The 17,832-nt window shown below is 74.3% G+C and carries 18 protein-coding genes; 17 read left to right on the forward strand and 1 reads right to left on the reverse strand.

Translation table 11 applies throughout. The annotated features are described in order from the left end of the window. The first annotated feature begins 26 nt into the window (after positions 1-26). From DDJ31_RS37975 to DDJ31_RS38045, 15 genes are all read left to right on the forward strand, one after another. Positions 27-1,547 carry an ABC transporter substrate-binding protein gene (locus DDJ31_RS37975; protein WP_127175895.1) on the forward strand — a complete coding sequence of 507 codons (1,521 nt, stop codon included), beginning with the start codon at positions 27-29 and terminating at the stop codon, positions 1,545-1,547. Continuing rightward, positions 1,547-2,512 carry an ABC transporter permease gene (locus DDJ31_RS37980; protein ID WP_127175894.1) on the forward strand — a complete coding sequence of 322 codons (966 nt, stop codon included), beginning with the start codon at positions 1,547-1,549 and terminating at the stop codon, positions 2,510-2,512. The genes DDJ31_RS37975 and DDJ31_RS37980 overlap by 1 nt, the downstream gene beginning before the upstream one ends. Further along, the gene (locus tag DDJ31_RS37985; protein WP_127175893.1) at positions 2,509-3,372 is read left to right on the forward strand and encodes an ABC transporter permease; all 864 of its coding nucleotides are present in this window, start codon (positions 2,509-2,511) and stop codon (positions 3,370-3,372) included. The genes DDJ31_RS37980 and DDJ31_RS37985 overlap by 4 nt, the downstream gene beginning before the upstream one ends. Further along, a complete protein-coding gene (locus tag DDJ31_RS37990) occupies positions 3,369-4,169 on the forward strand; it encodes an ATP-binding cassette domain-containing protein (RefSeq protein WP_127175892.1) in 801 nt (266 codons plus the stop codon). The genes DDJ31_RS37985 and DDJ31_RS37990 overlap by 4 nt, the downstream gene beginning before the upstream one ends. After that, positions 4,166-4,930 carry an ABC transporter ATP-binding protein gene (locus tag DDJ31_RS37995; protein ID WP_127175891.1) on the forward strand — a complete coding sequence of 255 codons (765 nt, stop codon included), beginning with the start codon at positions 4,166-4,168 and terminating at the stop codon, positions 4,928-4,930. The genes DDJ31_RS37990 and DDJ31_RS37995 overlap by 4 nt, the downstream gene beginning before the upstream one ends. Positions 4,931-5,579: 649 nt before the next feature. Continuing rightward, entirely contained in the window at positions 5,580-6,332 is a 753-nt protein-coding gene (locus DDJ31_RS38000) for a thioesterase domain-containing protein (RefSeq protein ID WP_127175890.1), read from the forward strand. A 118-nt stretch (positions 6,333-6,450) separates the two neighbouring features. Then, complete coding sequence (locus tag DDJ31_RS38005) at positions 6,451-7,632, forward strand: acyl carrier protein (RefSeq protein WP_127175889.1); 1,182 nt, start codon at positions 6,451-6,453, stop codon at positions 7,630-7,632. Then, positions 7,632-9,149, forward strand: a complete 1,518-nt coding sequence (locus DDJ31_RS38010) for a class I adenylate-forming enzyme family protein (RefSeq protein WP_127175888.1) — start codon at positions 7,632-7,634, stop codon at positions 9,147-9,149. The genes DDJ31_RS38005 and DDJ31_RS38010 overlap by 1 nt, the downstream gene beginning before the upstream one ends. Continuing rightward, positions 9,136-10,425 (forward strand): type III PLP-dependent enzyme, encoded by a 1,290-nt coding sequence (locus tag DDJ31_RS38015; protein WP_127175887.1) that lies wholly within the window; start codon positions 9,136-9,138, stop codon positions 10,423-10,425. The genes DDJ31_RS38010 and DDJ31_RS38015 overlap by 14 nt, the downstream gene beginning before the upstream one ends. A gap of 30 nt (positions 10,426-10,455) precedes the next feature. Then, on the forward strand, positions 10,456-10,728 hold the full coding sequence (locus DDJ31_RS38020; RefSeq protein ID WP_127175886.1) for an acyl carrier protein: 273 nt from the start codon (positions 10,456-10,458) through the stop codon (positions 10,726-10,728). Next, positions 10,725-11,900 carry an acyl-CoA dehydrogenase family protein gene (locus tag DDJ31_RS38025; RefSeq protein WP_206280602.1) on the forward strand — a complete coding sequence of 392 codons (1,176 nt, stop codon included), beginning with the start codon at positions 10,725-10,727 and terminating at the stop codon, positions 11,898-11,900. Before DDJ31_RS38020 ends, DDJ31_RS38025 begins: the two co-directional genes overlap by 4 nt. Then, a complete protein-coding gene (locus DDJ31_RS38030) occupies positions 11,893-13,098 on the forward strand; it encodes an acyl-CoA dehydrogenase family protein (RefSeq protein WP_206280601.1) in 1,206 nt (401 codons plus the stop codon). Before DDJ31_RS38025 ends, DDJ31_RS38030 begins: the two co-directional genes overlap by 8 nt. Then, positions 13,095-13,745 (forward strand): 4'-phosphopantetheinyl transferase family protein, encoded by a 651-nt coding sequence (locus DDJ31_RS38035; protein WP_127175885.1) that lies wholly within the window; start codon positions 13,095-13,097, stop codon positions 13,743-13,745. Before DDJ31_RS38030 ends, DDJ31_RS38035 begins: the two co-directional genes overlap by 4 nt. Then, positions 13,742-15,277, forward strand: coding sequence for an AMP-binding protein (locus DDJ31_RS38040; RefSeq protein ID WP_127175884.1), 1,536 nt, complete (start codon positions 13,742-13,744; stop codon positions 15,275-15,277). The genes DDJ31_RS38035 and DDJ31_RS38040 overlap by 4 nt, the downstream gene beginning before the upstream one ends. Before the next feature lie 29 nt (positions 15,278-15,306). Then, positions 15,307-15,858, forward strand: a complete 552-nt coding sequence (locus tag DDJ31_RS38045; protein WP_127175883.1) for a flavin reductase family protein — start codon at positions 15,307-15,309, stop codon at positions 15,856-15,858. Here DDJ31_RS38045 and DDJ31_RS38050 read toward each other — a convergent pair. Further along, entirely contained in the window at positions 15,849-16,397 is a 549-nt protein-coding gene (locus DDJ31_RS38050; RefSeq protein ID WP_127175882.1) for a CGNR zinc finger domain-containing protein, read from the reverse strand. The two genes, DDJ31_RS38045 and DDJ31_RS38050, sit on opposite strands and share 10 nt — an antisense overlap. Before the next feature lie 61 nt (positions 16,398-16,458). On the opposite strand from DDJ31_RS38050, the gene DDJ31_RS38055 reads away from it, so the two are divergent. Both DDJ31_RS38055 and DDJ31_RS39785 read left to right on the forward strand, forming a co-directional pair. Further along, on the forward strand, positions 16,459-17,445 hold the full coding sequence (locus tag DDJ31_RS38055; RefSeq protein WP_164784807.1) for a DMT family transporter: 987 nt from the start codon (positions 16,459-16,461) through the stop codon (positions 17,443-17,445). A gap of 191 nt (positions 17,446-17,636) precedes the next feature. After that, positions 17,637-17,765, forward strand: coding sequence for a putative leader peptide (locus DDJ31_RS39785; RefSeq protein WP_276319287.1), 129 nt, complete (start codon positions 17,637-17,639; stop codon positions 17,763-17,765). The last annotated feature ends 67 nt before the right edge of the window (positions 17,766-17,832 follow it).

Consider the following 17,832-nt stretch of genomic DNA (forward strand, 5'->3'; position numbering starts at 1 on the left):
CCACCCGCACGAAAGCGCTGGACACCATGAGACTTCCCCGGAACACCCGCTACGCCGTCGCCGCCTCGGCCGCCCTCGCCGTCACCCTCACCGCCTGCTCGGGCTCCGGCTCGGGCAGCAGCGCCTCCACCGGCACCTGGGACAAGGACGCGACCGTCAACATCGGCTCCCTCTACGAGCCGCAGAACCTCGACAACACCGCGGGCGGCGGCCAGGGCGTCACCGAGGCCCTCAACGGGAACGTCTACGAAGGCCTGTTCCGGCTCACCGACGACGGCAAGGTCGAGAACCTCCTCGCCAAGGACTACAAGGCGAGCGCCGACGGCCTCACCTACACCTTCACCCTCCGCGACGGCGTCACGTTCCACAGCGGCAAGAAGCTCACCAGCGCCGACGTCAAGTACAGCCTGGAGAAGGTGCTCGCCGACGACTCGCAGTCCGCCCGCAAGAGCAACCTCGAGGTCGTCAAGGACATCGCCACCCCCGACGAGCACACCGTCAAGGTCACGCTCTCGAAGAAGTCGATCTCCTTCGTCTACAACCTCTCCTACGTCTGGATCATCAACTCCCAGGCGAAGAACCTGAAGACGGACGAGGACGGCACCGGCCCCTACACCCTCGACAAGTGGACCCGCGGCTCCGCCCTCAGCCTGAACCGCTACGCCGGGTACTGGGGTGACCAGGCGGCCAACAAGAAGGTCGTCCTCCACTACTTCAAGGACGCCACCGCCCTCAACAACGCCCTGCTGACCAACGCCGTCGACGTGGTCACCAGCGAGCAGTCGCCCGACGCCCTCGACCAGTTCAAGAGCAACCAGAACTACAAGGTCACCGACGGCGACTCCACCACCAAGCTGCTGCTCGCCTTCAACGACAAGGCGAAGCCCTTCACCGACGTCAAGGTCCGCCAGGCCGTCTCCGCCGCCATCGACGACAAGAAGCTCCTCGAATCCGTCTGGGGCGGCTACGGCAAGCTCATCGGCTCGATGGTGCCGCCCACCGACCCCTGGTACGAGGACCTCACCCAGGTCAACGCCCACGACGTCGCCAAGGCCAAGAAGCTGCTCGCCGAGGCCGGTTACGCCAAGGGCTTCTCCTTCACCCTCGACACCCCCAACTACGACCCGCACCCCACCGCCGCGACCTTCATCAAGTCGCAGCTCGCCCAGGTCGGCATCACCGTCAAGATCAACACGATCACGCCGGACGAGTGGTACACGAAGGTCTACAAGAACCGCGACTTCACGGCCACGCTCCAGGAGCACGTCAACGACCGCGACCTCGTCTGGTACGGCAACCCCGACTTCTACTGGGGCTACGACAACAAGCAGGTCACCCAGTGGGTCGAACAGGCCGAGGAGGCCTCGACCACCGCCGAGCAGACCGCGCTGCTGAAGAAGGTCAACCGCAGGACCGCCGAGGACGCGGCCAGCGACTGGCTCTACCTGTACCCGCAGATCGTGGTCGCCAGCAGCAAGCTCTCCGGCTACCCGCTCAACGGCCTCAACTCCCAGTTCTACGCCTACGACATCAAGAAGAAGGGCTGATGGGGCGCTATCTCCTGCGCCGCCTCGCGTTCCTCCTGGTGTCGCTGGCCCTGGCGAGCGTGGTGCTGTTCGTGCTGCTGCGCCTGCTGCCGGGCGATCCGGCCAACGCGCTCACCTCGGTGGGCGCGAGCCCGCAGCAGATCGCCGCGGCCCGCCACTCCATCGGCTCCGACCGGCCGCTGCCCGAACAGTTCACCCACTGGCTCGGGCAGCTGGCGAGCGGCGACCTCGGCACGTCCTTCGTCAGCTCGCTGCCGGTGGGCCCCGAGGTCGCCGCCCGCCTGAACGTCACCGTCCCGCTGACGCTGGCCGCGTTCGTCCTGGCCGTCGTCATCGCGGTACCCGTCGGGTTCGTGGCCGCCCACAGACGGCACACCTGGTACGGCGCCCTGCTCAGCGGGATCTCCCAACTGGGCATGGCGGTACCGGTGTTCTGGCTCGGCATGATCCTCATCGCGGTGTTCGCCCTGAACGCGGGCTGGCTGCCGTCCGGCGGGTTCCCGCAGGACGGCTGGTCCGCGCCCGCCGACGCGATCCGCTCGCTCGTCCTGCCCGTCGTCACCATCGCCCTCGTGATGAGCGCGTCCCTGATCCGCTACGTGCGCTCCGCCGCCCTCGAAGTCCTCGGCAGCGACTACCTGCGCACCGCCCGCGCGCTGGGCGCCTCCTTCCCCGCCGCCATGGCGCGCCACGGGCTGCGCAACGCCTCCGTCCCGGTGATCTCCGTGCTCGGCATCGAACTCGCCTCCACCCTCCTCGGCGCGGTCGTCGTCGAGTCGGTGTTCGCGCTGCCGGGACTCGGCTCGCTCCTCGCCACCGGCATCGCCCAGCACGACTACCCGGTCGTCCAGGGCGTCCTGTTCGTGTCCACCCTCGCCGTCCTGCTGATCGGCTTCGTCGCCGACCTGGCGCAGCGGATCGTCGACCCCCGGCTGCGCGGCCGGCTCTCCGGAGGCGCCCGATGACCCCCACGGACCTCGTCGCCGCGCCGCCGGCCCCCGCCCGCCGCCGCCGGCGCTCGGTGACCCTCGCCGTCGGCGTCACGCTGGCCGGACTGATCGCGCTGCTCGCGCTGGTCTCCCTGGTCTGGCTGCCCTACGCCACCGACGACACCTCCGGCGGACGGCTCGCGGGACCCGGCTCCGGGCATCTGCTCGGCACCGACAAACTCGGCCGCGACCTGTTCACCCAGCTGATGACCGGCTCCCGGATCGCCGTCGAGGCCGGTTTCGGCTCGGTGCTGATCGCCGCGCTCGTCGGCGTCACCCTCGGCGTGCTGGCCGCGTTCGCGCAGGGCTGGCTCGACGACACGCTCGCCGCGTTCCTCGACATCCTCATCGCCTTCCCGACGCTGCTGCTCGCGATGCTCGTCGTCGCGGCCCGCTCGGCCACCCTCGGCTCCGCCGTCCTCGCCATCGGACTCGCCCAGAGCGCCGTCGTCGCCCGCCTGGTGCGCATCCTCGTCAAGCGCGTCCTGGCCGAGGACTACGTGACGGCCGCCCGCACCTCGGGCACCTCCTGGCCGCGCACGGTCGCGGGACACGTCCTGCCGAACATCTGGCCCACCCTCGTGGTCAACCTGGCCCTCCAGTTCGGCCTCGCCGTCCTCGCCGAGGCGGGCCTGTCCTACCTCGGCCTCGGCGCGCCGCCGCCCAACGCCTCGTGGGGCCGCATGCTCCAGGAGGCCCAGGCCACCTTCACCACCGCGCCCGCGGGCGCCCTCGCGCCCGGCGTCCTGCTGGTCCTGCTCGTCGTCGGGGTCAACCTGATCGCCGACGGGCTGCGCGACACCCTCGACCCGGCGACCCGCGGGAGGCGGTCATGACCCTCCTCGACGTCCGCGGCCTGACCGTGCGCACCGACGAAGGACGCACCCTGGTCGACGACCTCTCCTTCACCGTCGGCGGCGGCGAACGCCTCGGCCTGATCGGCGAGTCCGGCTCGGGCAAGTCCCTCACCACCCTCGCGGTGCTCGGTCTGCTGCCCGCCGGGATGACCGCGACCGGCAGCGTGGAACTGGCCGGCACCCAGATCGTCGGCGCCCCCGAGAAGCGGCTCACCGCCGTCCGCGGCCGGGACGCGGCCGTCGTCTTCCAGGAACCGCTGACCGCCCTCGACCCGCTCATGCGGGTGGGCCGGCAGATCGCGGGACCGCTCGGCCGCCGTACCGGCCTCAGGGGCGCGGCCCTGCGCGCCGCCGTCGTCGAGGCCCTCGAACAGGTGCGGCTGCCCGAGCCGGCCCGCGTCGCCCGCGCCTTCCCGCACGAGATCTCCGGCGGCCAGCGCCAGCGCGTCGCCCTCGCGATGGCGCTGGCCTGCGCGCCCGCCCTGCTGATCGCCGACGAACCCACCACCGCCCTGGACGTCTCCGTGCAGGCCGAGATCCTCGCCCTGCTCGACACCCTGGTGCGGGAGCGGGAGATGGCGGTGCTGTTCGTCAGCCACGACCTGGCCGTCGTCGCCCAGGTGACCGACCGGGCCCTGGTCCTGAAGGACGGCCGCGCCGTCGAGGAGGGCCCCGTCCTCGACGTCGTCGGCGCCCCGCGCGCCGCGTACACCAGGAGCCTCGTGGCCGGCGCCCGCACCCTGCAGGCCGCCCTGGATCTGAGGAGTTCGCGATGACACCGGTACTGGAGCTGGCCGACGCGGCGGTGCGCTACCGGGGCGCCGCGGGCGATGTCGTGCGCGAGGTGTCCTTCGCGGTCGAGCCGGGGCAGTCCCTGGCCCTGGTCGGCGAGTCGGGCGCGGGCAAGACGACCCTGCTGCGGCTGCTCTCGGGCCTGGTCAGGCCCACCGAGGGCGCCGTCCGCTTCGACGGCGAGCCGCTGGCCCCGCGCGACCGCCGCCAGATGCGCCGCTTCCGGCGCGGCGTCCAGGTGGTGTTCCAGGACCCCTACTCCTCGCTCGACCCGCGCCGCCGGGTGGCCGCGATCGTCGCCGAGCCGCTGCGCTCCCTCGGCATCGACAGCCGCGCGAGCGCCGCGCCCAAGGTGGCCGCCGCCCTGGAGCGGGTCGGCCTGCCCGCCGACGCCGCCGCCCGCTACCCGCACGAGTTCTCCGGCGGCCAGCGCCAGCGCATCGCGATCGCCCGCGCCATCGTGTGCGATCCGCGCGTCCTGCTCGCCGACGAACCGGTCAGCGCGCTCGACGTCACGACCCGCGTCAAGGTCGTCGAACTGCTCGCCGAACTGAAGGAGGAGCGGCGGATGACGATGGTGATGGTCTCCCACGACCTGTCCGTGGTCGCCTCCCTCTGCGAGCGCACGGCCGTCCTCGAACGCGGCCGGATCGTCGAACAGGGCCCCACCGAGCAGGTGTTGAGCAACCCCGCGCACCCCTACACCCGCCGCCTCATCGACAGCGTGCCCCGGCTGCCCGCCTGAGCGCGGGCCCGGCGCCCGGCCGGGGGACGGACGTCCGCCGCGCGGCCGGCGGCCCGCCGCGGGCGGCCCCCCGGGATGTCCGGTTGTCGGCGGGGAGCGGGGCGACGGCGCGCGAACGGGCGTCCCGGCCGCCGAGCGGGCGGCCGAGCGGGCAGCGGTGGCCGGGAAGCGGCGCCCGCCAGGTCCCGGTGTCCGAGAAGCGGCGGCCGAAATCCTGGTACGGCCGTCGGCCACCGCCGGGAGCCGTAGCGCCCGAGCGCGGCGACCGCCCGCCCGGCATCACCGCATGTCGCTCGGGCATATGCCCGGCCCCCAGAATTCGATCATCCTTTCGAAATCTGACCGAAACGGTGTCTGGACATTCGGGATCCGGCCGAATGCACACCCGCGCACCAGATTCTTTTCCGTCAACGCCAGCCGATCATTCGGAATGAGACAACTGCCCACCCGGTGCCGAGTTCACCGAGATCCGGTTGACACCGTGAGACTCGTGGTGTGACTCTCTTACGGGCCGCGACACCGATTTGAGACAACGTCGTGACGTTGAAGTGATATCCCGGTGTCCGCCTGGCCCAGCTGCCGAAATGTGCCCGGCCAGCTCTTTTCGGAATTTCGCGCGACCCGTCCCACCAGGAATGCGGAGCGTTGGATGTTCGCTGCCGATCAACCGTTAACGCAGAATTCATCGTCGTTGCTCATATCATTCGGAAGGAGACGCGCCGATCCGTCGCGAGGCGATTCTCTCCGCACTGTCCTGTTCCATCCGTCGGGCGGCCGGCTCGGTCAGTACCTGGCACTCGTCGGCCATCTCTCCCGGCGCGGCCCCGTGCACGGGGTGCGGGGGAGCGGCCTCCACCCGGGCGAGGAACCCCACGACGACGTGCACACCATGGCGGACCTCTACGCCGGACTGCTCGCCGACCGCCCCGAGCCGCCCACGCTGCTGGCGGGCTGGTCCCTCGGCGGCCTGCTGGCCTGGGAGGTCGCACACCGCCTCGCCGCCGACGGCCCGCGCCCGGCCGTCGTCATGGTGGACAGCTTCGCCGACCCCTGGTCCGCCTGCCACACCGCACGCGACCACCTGCGCCGACGCATCCTCGACGCCCTGCCCGACACCACCGACGCCGAGGAGCGCGCCCTCGCCGCCCGCACCGCCGACGCCCACCTGACCGCGTCCGCCGTCCACCGCGCCACCCCCGGCAGCCTTGGCCCCGCCCTGCTGCTCGCCTGCGAGAGCGAGGAACTGCCCACCCAGCGGGACGACTGGCTGCGCAGGGACCCCGCCCTCGATGTACGGAGCCTGCCCTGTACGCACTTCGAGGTGTTCGACGCGGCCCGCACCCCGCTGCTCCTGCGCCACCTCGACGACTTCCTCGCCGCGCAGGCCCCCGCGGACCGCTGACCGGCCCTTCCCCCGCGCCCCGCAGCCCGGCCCGCCCCCACCCCTCACCTCAGCCCGCGACGGTCCCCCTCGACGCGCGGCAGACATCGTTGCCCCACGCCCCCACGGGAGTCGCCCTGTGACCGCCGAATCCGCGTTACCCGCCGAACCCGCCCAACTCGCCCTGGACGCCCACCTCTTCGACTGCGTCCAGGTCAACCTGGCCGCCGCCGCCGAACGATGGCACGGACCCGGAACCGGCCTGCGGCTCGGCGCCAGGCTCCGCTTCGACCCCCGTGTCGGACCCTCGGGGCTGCCGACCGTGGAGAGCGGCCCGGCCACCCAACTCGCCCTCGCCGAAACCACCTTGGGCATCACCGCCCGGCCCGGACGCGCCGTCCGCGTCGAGGAACTGACCCCGGGGGAGGGGTGCTTCGTGCTGGCCGACGCCTACCACCTGCCCTGGGTGCCCTACCACCGGCAGCAGCACATCGAGCACAGCTTCCTGCTGGTGGCGGCCGACGCCACGACCGTCACCGTCGAGGACCACTACCACAACGAGACCCCCTGGGGCAGCGCCAGGCCCGGCACCTGGCGGCTCACCCGCACCCAGGCGGCCGCGCTGCCCGAGTGCACCCTCGCCGTCGAGCTGGCACCCGACACCCTGCCCCCGCGCCCCGCGCCGGCCGTCGACCCCGTCACCGGCGCCCAGGAGTACGCGCACGCCTACGCCGCCCACCCCGACCGGGCCGCCGCACTGCGCCAACTCACCCTGGAAACCTGGTTGCTGGCCCGCTCGCGCGCCCTGCACGCCGCCTGGCTCGGCCGGTACAGGACGGTCGGCCCCCGGGCCACCGAACAGGTCGCCGCCTGGCGCGCGCTCGCCGAACAGACCTACCTCGCCTCCCGGCGCGTCGCCCGCGGACGGCCCGAGCCCAGCGGCCTGACCGACCGGCTCGCCGACCTGCTGCGCACCGACCCCGACGCGTTCACCGCACCGGCCGCCCCCACCGCGCCCGCCGCCGCGTCCCCGGAGAGCGGCGCCGCCGCCGACCGGCTGGCGGTCGCCGCCACCGCCGCGCGCGTCCTCGACACCACCCCCCACACCCTGCTCGCCGGTACCCGCTTCAACGACGTACCCGGCTTCTCGTCGTTCCGCCTCGCGGAGCTGATCGACCGCCTGGAGGACGACCTGGGCGTCGAGTTCGACAGCGACGACCTCACCCCCGAGAACTTCCAGGACGTCGACGCCGTCTGCCGGATCGCCCGGTGGACCGCGCCGCTCGGCGCCCAGGACGACCCGGCCCGACGGGAGGCGTGATGCGCACCGAACCCGCCCTGCTGCACGAACTCCTGCACCACACCGCCGAACGGCTGCCCGACCGCACCGCGATCAGCGCCGAGGGCCTGACCCTCGACCACGCCGGGCTCGCCGCCGCGGCCCGCCGCGCCGCCGCCAGGATCAGCGATCTCGGCGTCCGGCCCGGCGACCGCGTCGTCATCAGCGCGCCGTCCTCCGTGCTGCTCACCGCGCTCGTCTACGCCTGCTCCGAGGCGGGCGCCGTCTTCTCGCTCCTGCACGAACAGGTCGGCGGCCCGCAGTTCGCGCACATCCTCGACGACTGCCGGCCCACGCTGGTGATCAGCGACCGCCCCGAGCACCGGGCCGCCGCCGAGAGCCGCGCCCTGCGGGCCACCGGATGCGACGACCTCGCCGCGCACGCCTTCGACGACAGCGCGCCCCCGCCGCCCGCCCCCGCAGGCCGGGACCGGCTCTCCGTCGACCCGGTCTGCCTCATCTACACCTCGGGCACCACCGCCCTGCCCAAAGCGGTCGTCAGCACCCACGGACAGGTCCTGTTCGCCGCCCGCGCCATCCAGCAGGTCCTCGGCTACCGCGCCGACGACATCGTCCACAGCCCGCTCCCGCTCTCCTTCGACTACGGCCTCTACCAACTCTTCCTCGGCGCCCTCAGCGGAGCCGCCGTCCACCTCGGACGGCCCGCCGAGACCGGGCCCGCGCTGCTCACCCGGCTGCGCGAGAGCGGCGCCACCGTGCTGCCCGCGGTGCCCTCCGTCTCCGGCGCCCTCGCCCGGCTGCTGCGCCGGGCCGGCACCGGACTGCCGAACCTGCGGCTGCTCACCAACACCGGCGCCGCGATGCCCGAGGAGACCCTCGGCGCGCTGCGCGCCGCCTGCCCCCGGCTCAAGGTCCAGCTGATGTACGGGCTGACCGAGTGCAAACGGGCCACCGTCATGCCCGCCGACGGCGACCTCGCGCGGCCCGGCTCCAGCGGCCTGCCGCTGCCGGGCACCGACGTGTACGTCACCGACGACGAGGGCCGCAGGCTGCCCCCGGGAGCCGTCGGCGAGATCACCGTGCGCGGCCCGCACGTGATGGCCGGCTACTGGCGCCGCCCCGAGCTGACGGCCGAGAAGTACGTCCGCGACGAAGGACTCTTCCCCCGGCTGCGCACCGGCGACTACGGCTGGCTCGACGAGGACGGCTACCTGTACGTCACCGGCCGCCGCGACGACCTCTACAAGGCGGGCGGCTTCCGGGTGGGCGCCGCCGAGGTGGAGGCCGCCGCCCGGCGGGTGACCGGCGTGCAGTCGGCCGCCGTCCTGCCGCCGCACGGGGAACGCCCCGCCCTGCTCTTCGTCACCGGCGACGTCGAGGAACGCCAGGTCCTCGAAGGACTGCGGGAGCAGATCGAGGAGTTCAAGATCCCGCCCCGCTGCCTGGTGCTCGAACGGCTGCCGCTGACCGGCAACGGCAAGGTCGACCGCAAGGCGCTCACCGCCCACGCCGAGGAGGCGCGCGATGCCCGTCACTGACCGCACCGCCCACCCCGCCGCGCGCCTGCCCGACCTGACCGGACTCCCGGTGCCCGCCTACGTCTACGACCTGGCGGAGGTACGGGCCGCGCACACGGCACTGACCGAGGCGCTGCCCGAGCGGGCCGGGCTCTACTACTCCCTCAAGGCCAACCCGCACCCGGCGCTGCTGCGCGCGCTGCGGGCCGGCGGCGCCCGCGCCGAGGTCTGCTCCACCGGCGAACTCCTCGCCGCCCTCGACGCCGGCTGGCCGCCGGACGACCTCCTCGTCACCGGCCCGGGAAAATCCGACGGCGAACTGCGCCACGCGCTGGAGCACGGGGTGCGCCACTTCTCCGTCGACTCGGCGTACGCGCTGGCCCAGGCGGACCGGGCCGCGGGCCGGTCGGGGGCGTCCGCCCGCTGCCTGCTGCGGATCAACGACGACCGGCCCGCCGCCGGCCAGGGACTGTCGATGACCGGCGTCGCCTCCCCGTTCGGCGTCGACACCGGCGCGGTGCTGGCCGATCCGGCCGCGTTCGCCGACCGCCCGCACGCCAGGATCACCGGACTCCACCTCTACATGGGCACCAACCTCAGCGGCGTCGAAGCCCTGCTGGCCCAGTTCGCGCACTCCCTGGCCACCGCGCGGCAGGTCTCCGACGCGCTCGCGGCACACGGGGTGCGGGCCGACGTCTGGGACCTCGGCGGCGGCTTCCCCGCCCCGTTCGCCGCCGCGGGCGAGCGCGCCGACCTGACCGGACTGCGGGCCCCGCTCGAGGAGCTGCTCGACACGGCCGCCCGGGGCAGGCCCGCGGGCGCGCCCGAGGTGTGCTTCGAGTCGGGCCGCTACCTGGTGGGCACCTCGGGCACCCTCGTCACCCGGGTGCTCGACACCAAGACGTCCCACGGCCGGGACGTCGTGGTCCTCCAGTCCGGCATCCACCACCTCGGCGGCATGTCAGGGCTGCGCCGCCTGCCGCCGCTCGTCCCGCACCTGGTGTCCGCGGACCGCCCCGCCGCGCCCGCGACCACCGAGTCCATGGTCACCGGACCGCTCTGCACCCCCCTGGACACCTGGGCCCAGCGCGCCGCCCTGCCCGCCCTGCGCCCGGGTGACCTGGTCGCCGTACCGAACACCGGCGCCTACGGCCTCTACGCGAGCCTCGTCGCCTTCCTCGGCCACGACCTGCCCGCGGAGATCGTCATCGACGGCGACGACCCCGACAGCCCCCCGGACATCACCCGCCTCACCCTCACCAGGACCCCGGGCGCCCCCGGCCACCCCCACCGCTGAACTCCCCCCACCCGAAAGGCAGTCAGCCCCATGGACGATCAGTTCACCGCTGTCCTGACCCCGTTCCTGAAATTCCACGACGACGGCCCCCTCGACCCCGAGACCGACCTGCGCGGCCTCGGCCTCGACTCGATGCAGGCGATCGACCTGCTGTTCGCCATCGAGGACGCCTACGGCATCTCCCTGCCGGACGAGGCGATGAACGACACCACCTTCGCGACCGCGGGCAACCTGTGGAAGGAAGTCAGCGCCGCCCTCACCGGACAGAGCGGCTCCGGCACCCCGGAACCGGGTGCCGCGTGAGCGCCCCCGCGACGACCCGCCCGGCCAGGACCCTGGACGCGCTCGCCGAACAGGTCTGCGAGGTCGCGGCCCGGCACGCCGACCACGCCGACGAGACGGCCGCCTTCCCCACCGAGGCCCTGGCCGAACTGCGCCGCACCGGACTGCTCGGACTGCTCGTCGAGGAGCGGCACGGCGGACTGGGCGGCGGCCTGGAGGAGATGGTGCGGGTCACCCTCAGGCTCGGCCGCACCGACCTGTCCCTCGCCATGATCTTCTCGATGCACTGCCAGCAGGTCCTGACCATCGACCGGCACGCGGAACCCGGCATCCGCGACCGGCTGCTGCCCTGGATCGCCGAGGGCCACTACCTCGCCTCCGTCACCACCGGAGCCTCGACCGGCGGACACCTCCTGACCTCGGAGACCGGCGTGCGCGCCGACGGCGACCAGCTCGTCGTCGACCGCTTCGCACCGGTCGTCACCGGCGGACTGCACGCCGACGCTTTCCTGATGACCGTCCAGGCCGCCGACACCGACGCGCCGACCGCGGTCAGCCTGCTCTTCGCCGCCCGCGACCAGCTCACCGTGGAGCGCGCCGGGGACTGGCGCCCGATGGGGATGCGCGCCAGCGACAGCCCGCCGCTGCGCCTGACCGGGCGCGTCCCGCGCTCCCAGATCATCGGCCGCGACGGCGACTTCCGCACCATCGTCACCCGCACCTTCGGACCCGCCGCGCACCTCGGCTGGGCCGCAGCCTGGCTCGGCACCGCCGCCGGAGCGCTCTCCCGGGTGCTGACGATGCTGCGCTCCCCGGCCGGCCGGGAACGGACCGCGACCTCCTCGGAACTCCTGCTGACCCGGCTCTCCCGGGCCCGCCAGCGCCTCGACGTCGTCCACGCGCTGCTGGAGCGGACCCTGACGACGGTCACCACGGCGGACGACCTCAGCAGGCCGCCCCACCAGTTGCAGATCAACGCGCTGAAGATCACCGCCGCCGAACAGTGCCACCGCGCCGTCGACGAACTGGTCGACGCCCTCGGGATGCGGCACGGCTACCTCAAGGACTCACCGACGGGACTGGAACGCGCCCTGCGCGACCTGCGCTCCGCCTCCCTCAACTACAGCAACGACCGGCTCCACCTCGTCGACGGCAAACTGGCCCTGCTCGACCCCGAGGTGCGCTTTGTCTGACACCCGCTACGCCCCGCCCGACACCCCGCTCGCCCCCGCCGACCCGCCCCAGGACCACGCCGCCGACCCCGGCCTCGACCCCGACTTCTCCGCGCTGCTGCGCCGGACCCTCGGACCGCTGCCCCCCGACGCCGACGCCGCCGCCGTCTGGCGGGCCCTCGGCCGCGACGGCGTCACCGCCGCCCTCTACCCCACCGGCAGGCCGGGCCCGCCAGGCGCGCCACCGGTCGACCTGGCCCGCCTCGGCGCCCTGCTGGCCGCGCTCGACGCCCGCGCCGAGAACGGCGTCACCCTCAGCGTCCTCGTCCAGACCGCCAGCGCCCTCCCGCTGCTGGCCGCCGCACCCGGCGAACGCTGCGCCACCACCCACGCGCACCTCCTCACCGGCGCCGCCCGGGTCGCGCTCGCCGCGACCGACGAAGGCGCCCCGGGCTCCGACCTCGCCGCGCTCACCACCCGCGTCGACGTCCACGACGACCACCTCACCCTGCACGGCGGGAAACGCTGGATCACCAACGCCGTCGGCGCCGACCACCTCCTGGTCCTCGCCCGCCAGCGGCCCGGCCGGCACTTCACCAGCTTCCGCTGGGTCCTGGTCCCCGCCGACGCCCCCGGCGTGACCGCCACCCCGGCCGACACCCCCCTGCTGGCCGGCTCGGGCACCGGCCACCTCCGCTTCGACGCGGTCCGCCTCACCCCCGACCACCTGGTCGGCGGAGCCGGCCGCGCCCTCGCCTCCTTCGCCCGCCACATGGCGACGGAGCGGATCGCGGGCGCCCACTGGGCCGTCGCCCTCACCGCCCGCGTCCTGCGCGCCACCCGGGACCGGCTCGAACACCGCGAGGCGGACGGCCGCCCGCTGTGGCAGAACCCGGTGATCCGCCGCGACTTCGCCGCCTGCCTGGTCCGCGTCACCCAACTGCGGGCCCTGCTCGACACCGTCACCGAGCGGGTCACCGCCGACCGCGACCTCGCCTGGGCCGGCCTGCTGAAGGCGGCCGTCGGACAGGAGGCCGACGCGGTCCTCAGCCGCTGCGCCGACCTCCAGGGCGCCGACGGCCTCGCCGAGGGCGGCGCCCAGCGGATCCGCGCCGAGGCCGCCGTCCTCGGCCTCGGCGGCGGCGCCACCGACCTCATGCTCGCCCAGGTCGCCGACCGCGCCGACACCTTCCTCGACCGGCTCGGACCGTGCCCATGAGATGGGCACAGGTGGCCGACCTGGTCTGGGTGATCAGCGGCCCCCGCCCCCGGCCGTCCTCCGCACCCCACCCGCGCGACCTCGCCTCCTGCGCAGGACTGCCCCCGTGGCGGGCCGGGCAGCGCCTGGCGGGCCGGGCCGCGCTGCGCGAACTCCTCACCCGGGTCAGCCCCGCCCACGCCGCCGCGCCCGTCGTCGCCGACCCCGGCGGCCCGCCCCGGCTGGCGGACGCCCCCGGCGTCGCCGTCAGCGTCTCCCACGACGGTGACGCCGTCGCCGCCGCCGTCTCCCTCGCCGGACCGGTCGGCGTGGACGTCCAGCAGGTGCCCGACGGCGACCACGACCGGCTGCTGCGCCGCTGCCTCGGACCCTGGGCTGCCGAGGCCGCCCGCTGGCCCCGGCACGAGCAGCGCACCGAACTGGCCTGGGTGTGGACCGCCCAGGAAGCGTGCGTCAAGGCCGCGGGAACGGGACTGCGCGGCCGCCCCTGGACCATCGAGGTACCGCCGCACGCCACCGCGGGACGCTGGCGCGACCTGCGCTGGGTCAGCCTGCGCGACTGGTCCGCCACCCCCCTGAGCTGCGCCTTCCACGATCCGGCCGACGGCGGGCGCACCGCACCCAGCGAACCGGAGAACCGACCATGACGACGGATCAGCACCTGTACACCTGGTTCGCGGACTGCGCCGACCGCTTCGGCGACCACCCCGCCCTCGAAGCGGGCGACACCCGGCTCACCTACGACGAACTGCGCGCCCTCGCCGAGGACATCGCCGCGGGACTCCTCGCCGACCTCGGCGACGTCCCGCGCCGCGCCGGACTCCTCTCCGGGCGCGGCGTCCTCACCTACGCCTCCTACCTGGCGCTGCAACGCCTCGGCAGCACCGTCGTCCCGCTCTCCGCCGCCGCGCCCGCCGAGCGCAACCGGCGCATCGTCGACGCCGCCGCCCTCGACGTCGTCGTCGGACAGCCGGGGCAGAAAGCGGTCGACGGCGTGCGGCGGCACGCGCCCGCGCCCGGCGGCGGCCCGCTGACCGCCCTGCCGAAGGAACCGGCCGGCGGACCCGACGACCAGGCGTACATCCTGTTCACGTCCGGCTCGACCGGCACCCCCAAAGGCGTGCCGATCACCCACCGGAACGTCTCCTGGTACCTCGCCCACCTCACCGACGCCTTCCCCACAGGGACCGGCAGCCGGGCGTCCGCCACCTTCGACCTCACCTTCGACCTCTCCGTCCACGACATGTTCACCACCTGGGGCACCGGCGCGACCCTCGTCGTGCCCTCCCCGCGCGACCTGCTGACCCCGGTGCGGTGGGCGGCCGAACGGGAACTCACCCACTGGTTCTCCGTGCCGTCGGCCGTCTCCCTCGCGCACCGGATGCGGGAACTGCGACCCGGCAGGCTGCCACGGCTGCGGCGCAGCCTGTTCTGCGGGGAACCGCTGACCCGTCAGCAGGCCCTGTGGTGGGCCGAGGCCGCCCCGGCGAGCACCCTGGCCAACCTGTACGGCCCCACCGAACTGACCATCAGCTGCGCCGCCCACATCCTGCCCGCGGATCCCGAGTCGTGGCCGCCCACCAGCAACGACACCGTACCCATCGGCGTGTTGCACCCCGGACACGACCACCTGATCCTCGACGAACGCGGACGGCCCGCGCCGACCGGGGAGTTGGTCGTCCGAGGGCCCCAACGCTTCGCCGGATACCTGGAACCGGCCGAGAACGCCGGCCGGTTCCGCCACCCCGACCCGGCGCGCGGACCCCTCGGACCCGACGACGACGGCGCCCGCCCGAGCGAGGGGCACTGGTACCGCACCGGCGACCGGGTCACCCACGAGGACGGCCGCCTCGTCCACCTCGGGCGGCTCGACCACCAGGTGAAGGTCAACGGCTACCGGGTCGAACTCGGCGAGATCGAGGCCGCGTTGCGCGCCCAGCCCGGGGTCACCGACGCCGTCGTGGTGGCGCTGGCCGAGCCGCGCGGCGACACCGCGCTGCGCGCCGCCTGCGCGGCCACCGGCGCCGACCCCGACACCCTGCTCGCCGGAGTCCGCGACCGGCTGCCCCCGTACATGGTGCCGCGCACCGTCACCGTCCTCGCGCGGCTGCCGCTCAACGCCAACGGAAAGCTCGACCGCACGGCCGTCGCGGAGATCGTCGCGCGCCCGCGCCCCTGACCACCGTCCCCCCAGCATTGGACCGCCTCATGAACCCGCCCGTCTCCCCGCCCCGGGCCCACCGGCCCCGGCACCCCGCCGTGCCGTCCGCCACCTACCGCGCCGCCATCTCCCACCTGCCCACCGGCCTCGCCGTCGTCACCGCGCACGGCCCGGAGGGACCGGTCGGCTGCACGGTGACGGCCGTGCTCTCGCTGTCCGTCGACCCGCCGAGCCTGCTGGTGTCGCTCGCCTCCCGCAGCCGCACCCTGGCCGGACTGCTGCGGGCCCGCAGCTTCGCCGTCAACGTCCTCTCCTGGCAACACCGCGCCCTCGCCCACCAGTTCGCCACCGGCACCGCCGACGCCCGCTTCGCCGGGGTCGGCGTCCGCCAGGTCAACGGGGCGCCCGTCCTCGACGGGTGCGCGGCGGCCGTCGTCTGCGAGACCCGGGAGAGCGTCGAACTCTTCGACCACACCCTGGTCGCGGGCGTCGCGACCTGGACCAGCACCGACACCCGCGAACCCGCCGTCCTCTACCGGCGGGCCCCGCACACCCTGACGCCTTGCCCCACCGCCGACGCCCCGCCCGCTCAGGGCTGACGGACCTGCCGACGGCGCCGGTACGCCGCCGAGTTGGCCGAACTGCCGCAGCGCAGCTTGTCGCACCAGCGGCGGCTCGCGGCCCGTGAGCGGTCCAGGAACATCCGGGTGCAGTTCTCGCGGGCGCAGACCCGGATGTGGTGCCGCTCCTGTGACCCCAGCAGCTCGCTCGCGGCGACGGCGAGATCCGCCAGCACCTGCGACAGGTCACCTGCGCGGTGCAGCTCGCCGATCGCCGACAGGCGCGGCACCACACCCGGGCGCCCGGCCGCGCGCCGGATCACCGCCAGATCGGCCGGGTCCGCCCCGGCCCCCTCCGGGACGCCCGCCGCGGCCCGGTACACGGCCTCGCGCAGCTCCACGGCGGTGCGGAACCCCGCGGCGGTGACCCGCAGCGGCCCGTCCGTGAGACCCGAGAGCCGCACCCACCGCTCCAGCTCGGCCGGGCCGGTCAGCAGCTCCACCCGTTCGGTGGTGCGCCAGGACAGCGTCCCGGCGAAGTCGAGCGCGAGGTGATCACTGATGAAGTCGAAGTCCACACCCCCAGTCTCGGCCGTCCCCGGCATGGTGCGCCACCGCGTTCCGTCATACCCTCAACCGATGACGATGGACGACCGGAACGACGCCCCCCACCCCGGCGCCGGCACCTCGGCCGCGGCCTCCCCGCGCCCGCCCGCCACCGCCACCACCCCCGGTTCCCCGACCCCCGCCGCCCGGCCCACGACGGCCGTCACCACCCTCCTCACCCTCGCGACCGCCGTGCTGTGGGCCCTGCTCTGGGCCCTCGCCTTCATCACCACCAAACTCGCCCTCGAGGACGCCTCACCCGGCTGGGTCGTCGGCGTGCGCTGCCTCGCGGCCGGCGCCGTCCTCGTCTCCCTGCGCGCCCGCCACCTCCCCGCGGCCCGCCGCGAACTCGGCCGCCTCACCCTCGCCGGACTGCTCACCACCACCGGCTACCTCGGCGTCATCGGCTTCGCCCTGCCCCACCTGTCGGCCGGCATGGCCGCGGTCCTCTCCTCAGGCACCCCGCTGCTCGTCGTCACCCTGACCGTGCTCAGCAGCAGGAGCAGGCTCCGCCCGGTCCACGCGGCCGGCCTCGTGCTGGGCGTCGTCGGCATCGTGATGTCGGCCGTCGACCGGCTGAACCTGGGCGTGGTCACCGTCGGCGGCATCGTCCTCGGCTGCTGCGCCGTCTGCTGCCTTGCCCTGGGCACGTTCCTCACGCCGTACCTGATCCGGCCGGGAACCGACCTGTTCCTCGCCACCGGCTGGCAGTCCCTGACCGGCGCCGTCCCGCTCCTGCTGATCACCGCCTGCACCGGCGACCTGGTGCCCGACGGCATGGGCCCGCGCCTCGTCGGCCTCATGCTCTACCTGGCGCTGGGCGCCTCGATCCTCGGGATGACGCTCTGGCTGCTGCTGATACGCAGGGTCGGACCGAGCCGCGCCAGCATCGCCCAGTTCATGCCCCCGCTGTTCAGCATCGCCCTGGCCGCCGCCCTGCTCGGGGAGCCCGTCACCCCGCTTGAGGCGCTCGCGGTCGTCCCGGTGGCGCTGAGCACCGTACTGACCACCCGCCGGTGAACGGCGGCCGGTCCGCGCGGCCCCGTCCCGCCGCCGGACGGAGCACCCGGGCCGGCCGCCCCCATCGCCGCTGCGCACCATTGTCCGGCGACGGCCGAGACGTTAACGTGAGGCACGATCACCGGAGTCGGCGGCCGTCCACCGGCGCGCCCCGACCCCGTGACCGGTCCGACGATCCGGAGGTGAACGGCATGCGGGCGCGACGCGACAGCCGACTGCCGCACTACGGACGGGCCTTCACCACGCGCGTGCTGCGCCGCCACGTCGACCTGCTCCGGGTCAGCAGCGCCCTCTGTCCGGGGACCCCGCCGCGCCACTGAGCGCGCCCGCCCCGCCGGCGTCGCCACGCGCCGCGCACCGATCGCACCGCGCGATCCTCCGCCTGCC

It is taken from the genome of Streptomyces griseoviridis (assembly GCF_005222485.1).
Taxonomy (GTDB): domain Bacteria; phylum Actinomycetota; class Actinomycetes; order Streptomycetales; family Streptomycetaceae; genus Streptomyces; species Streptomyces hintoniae.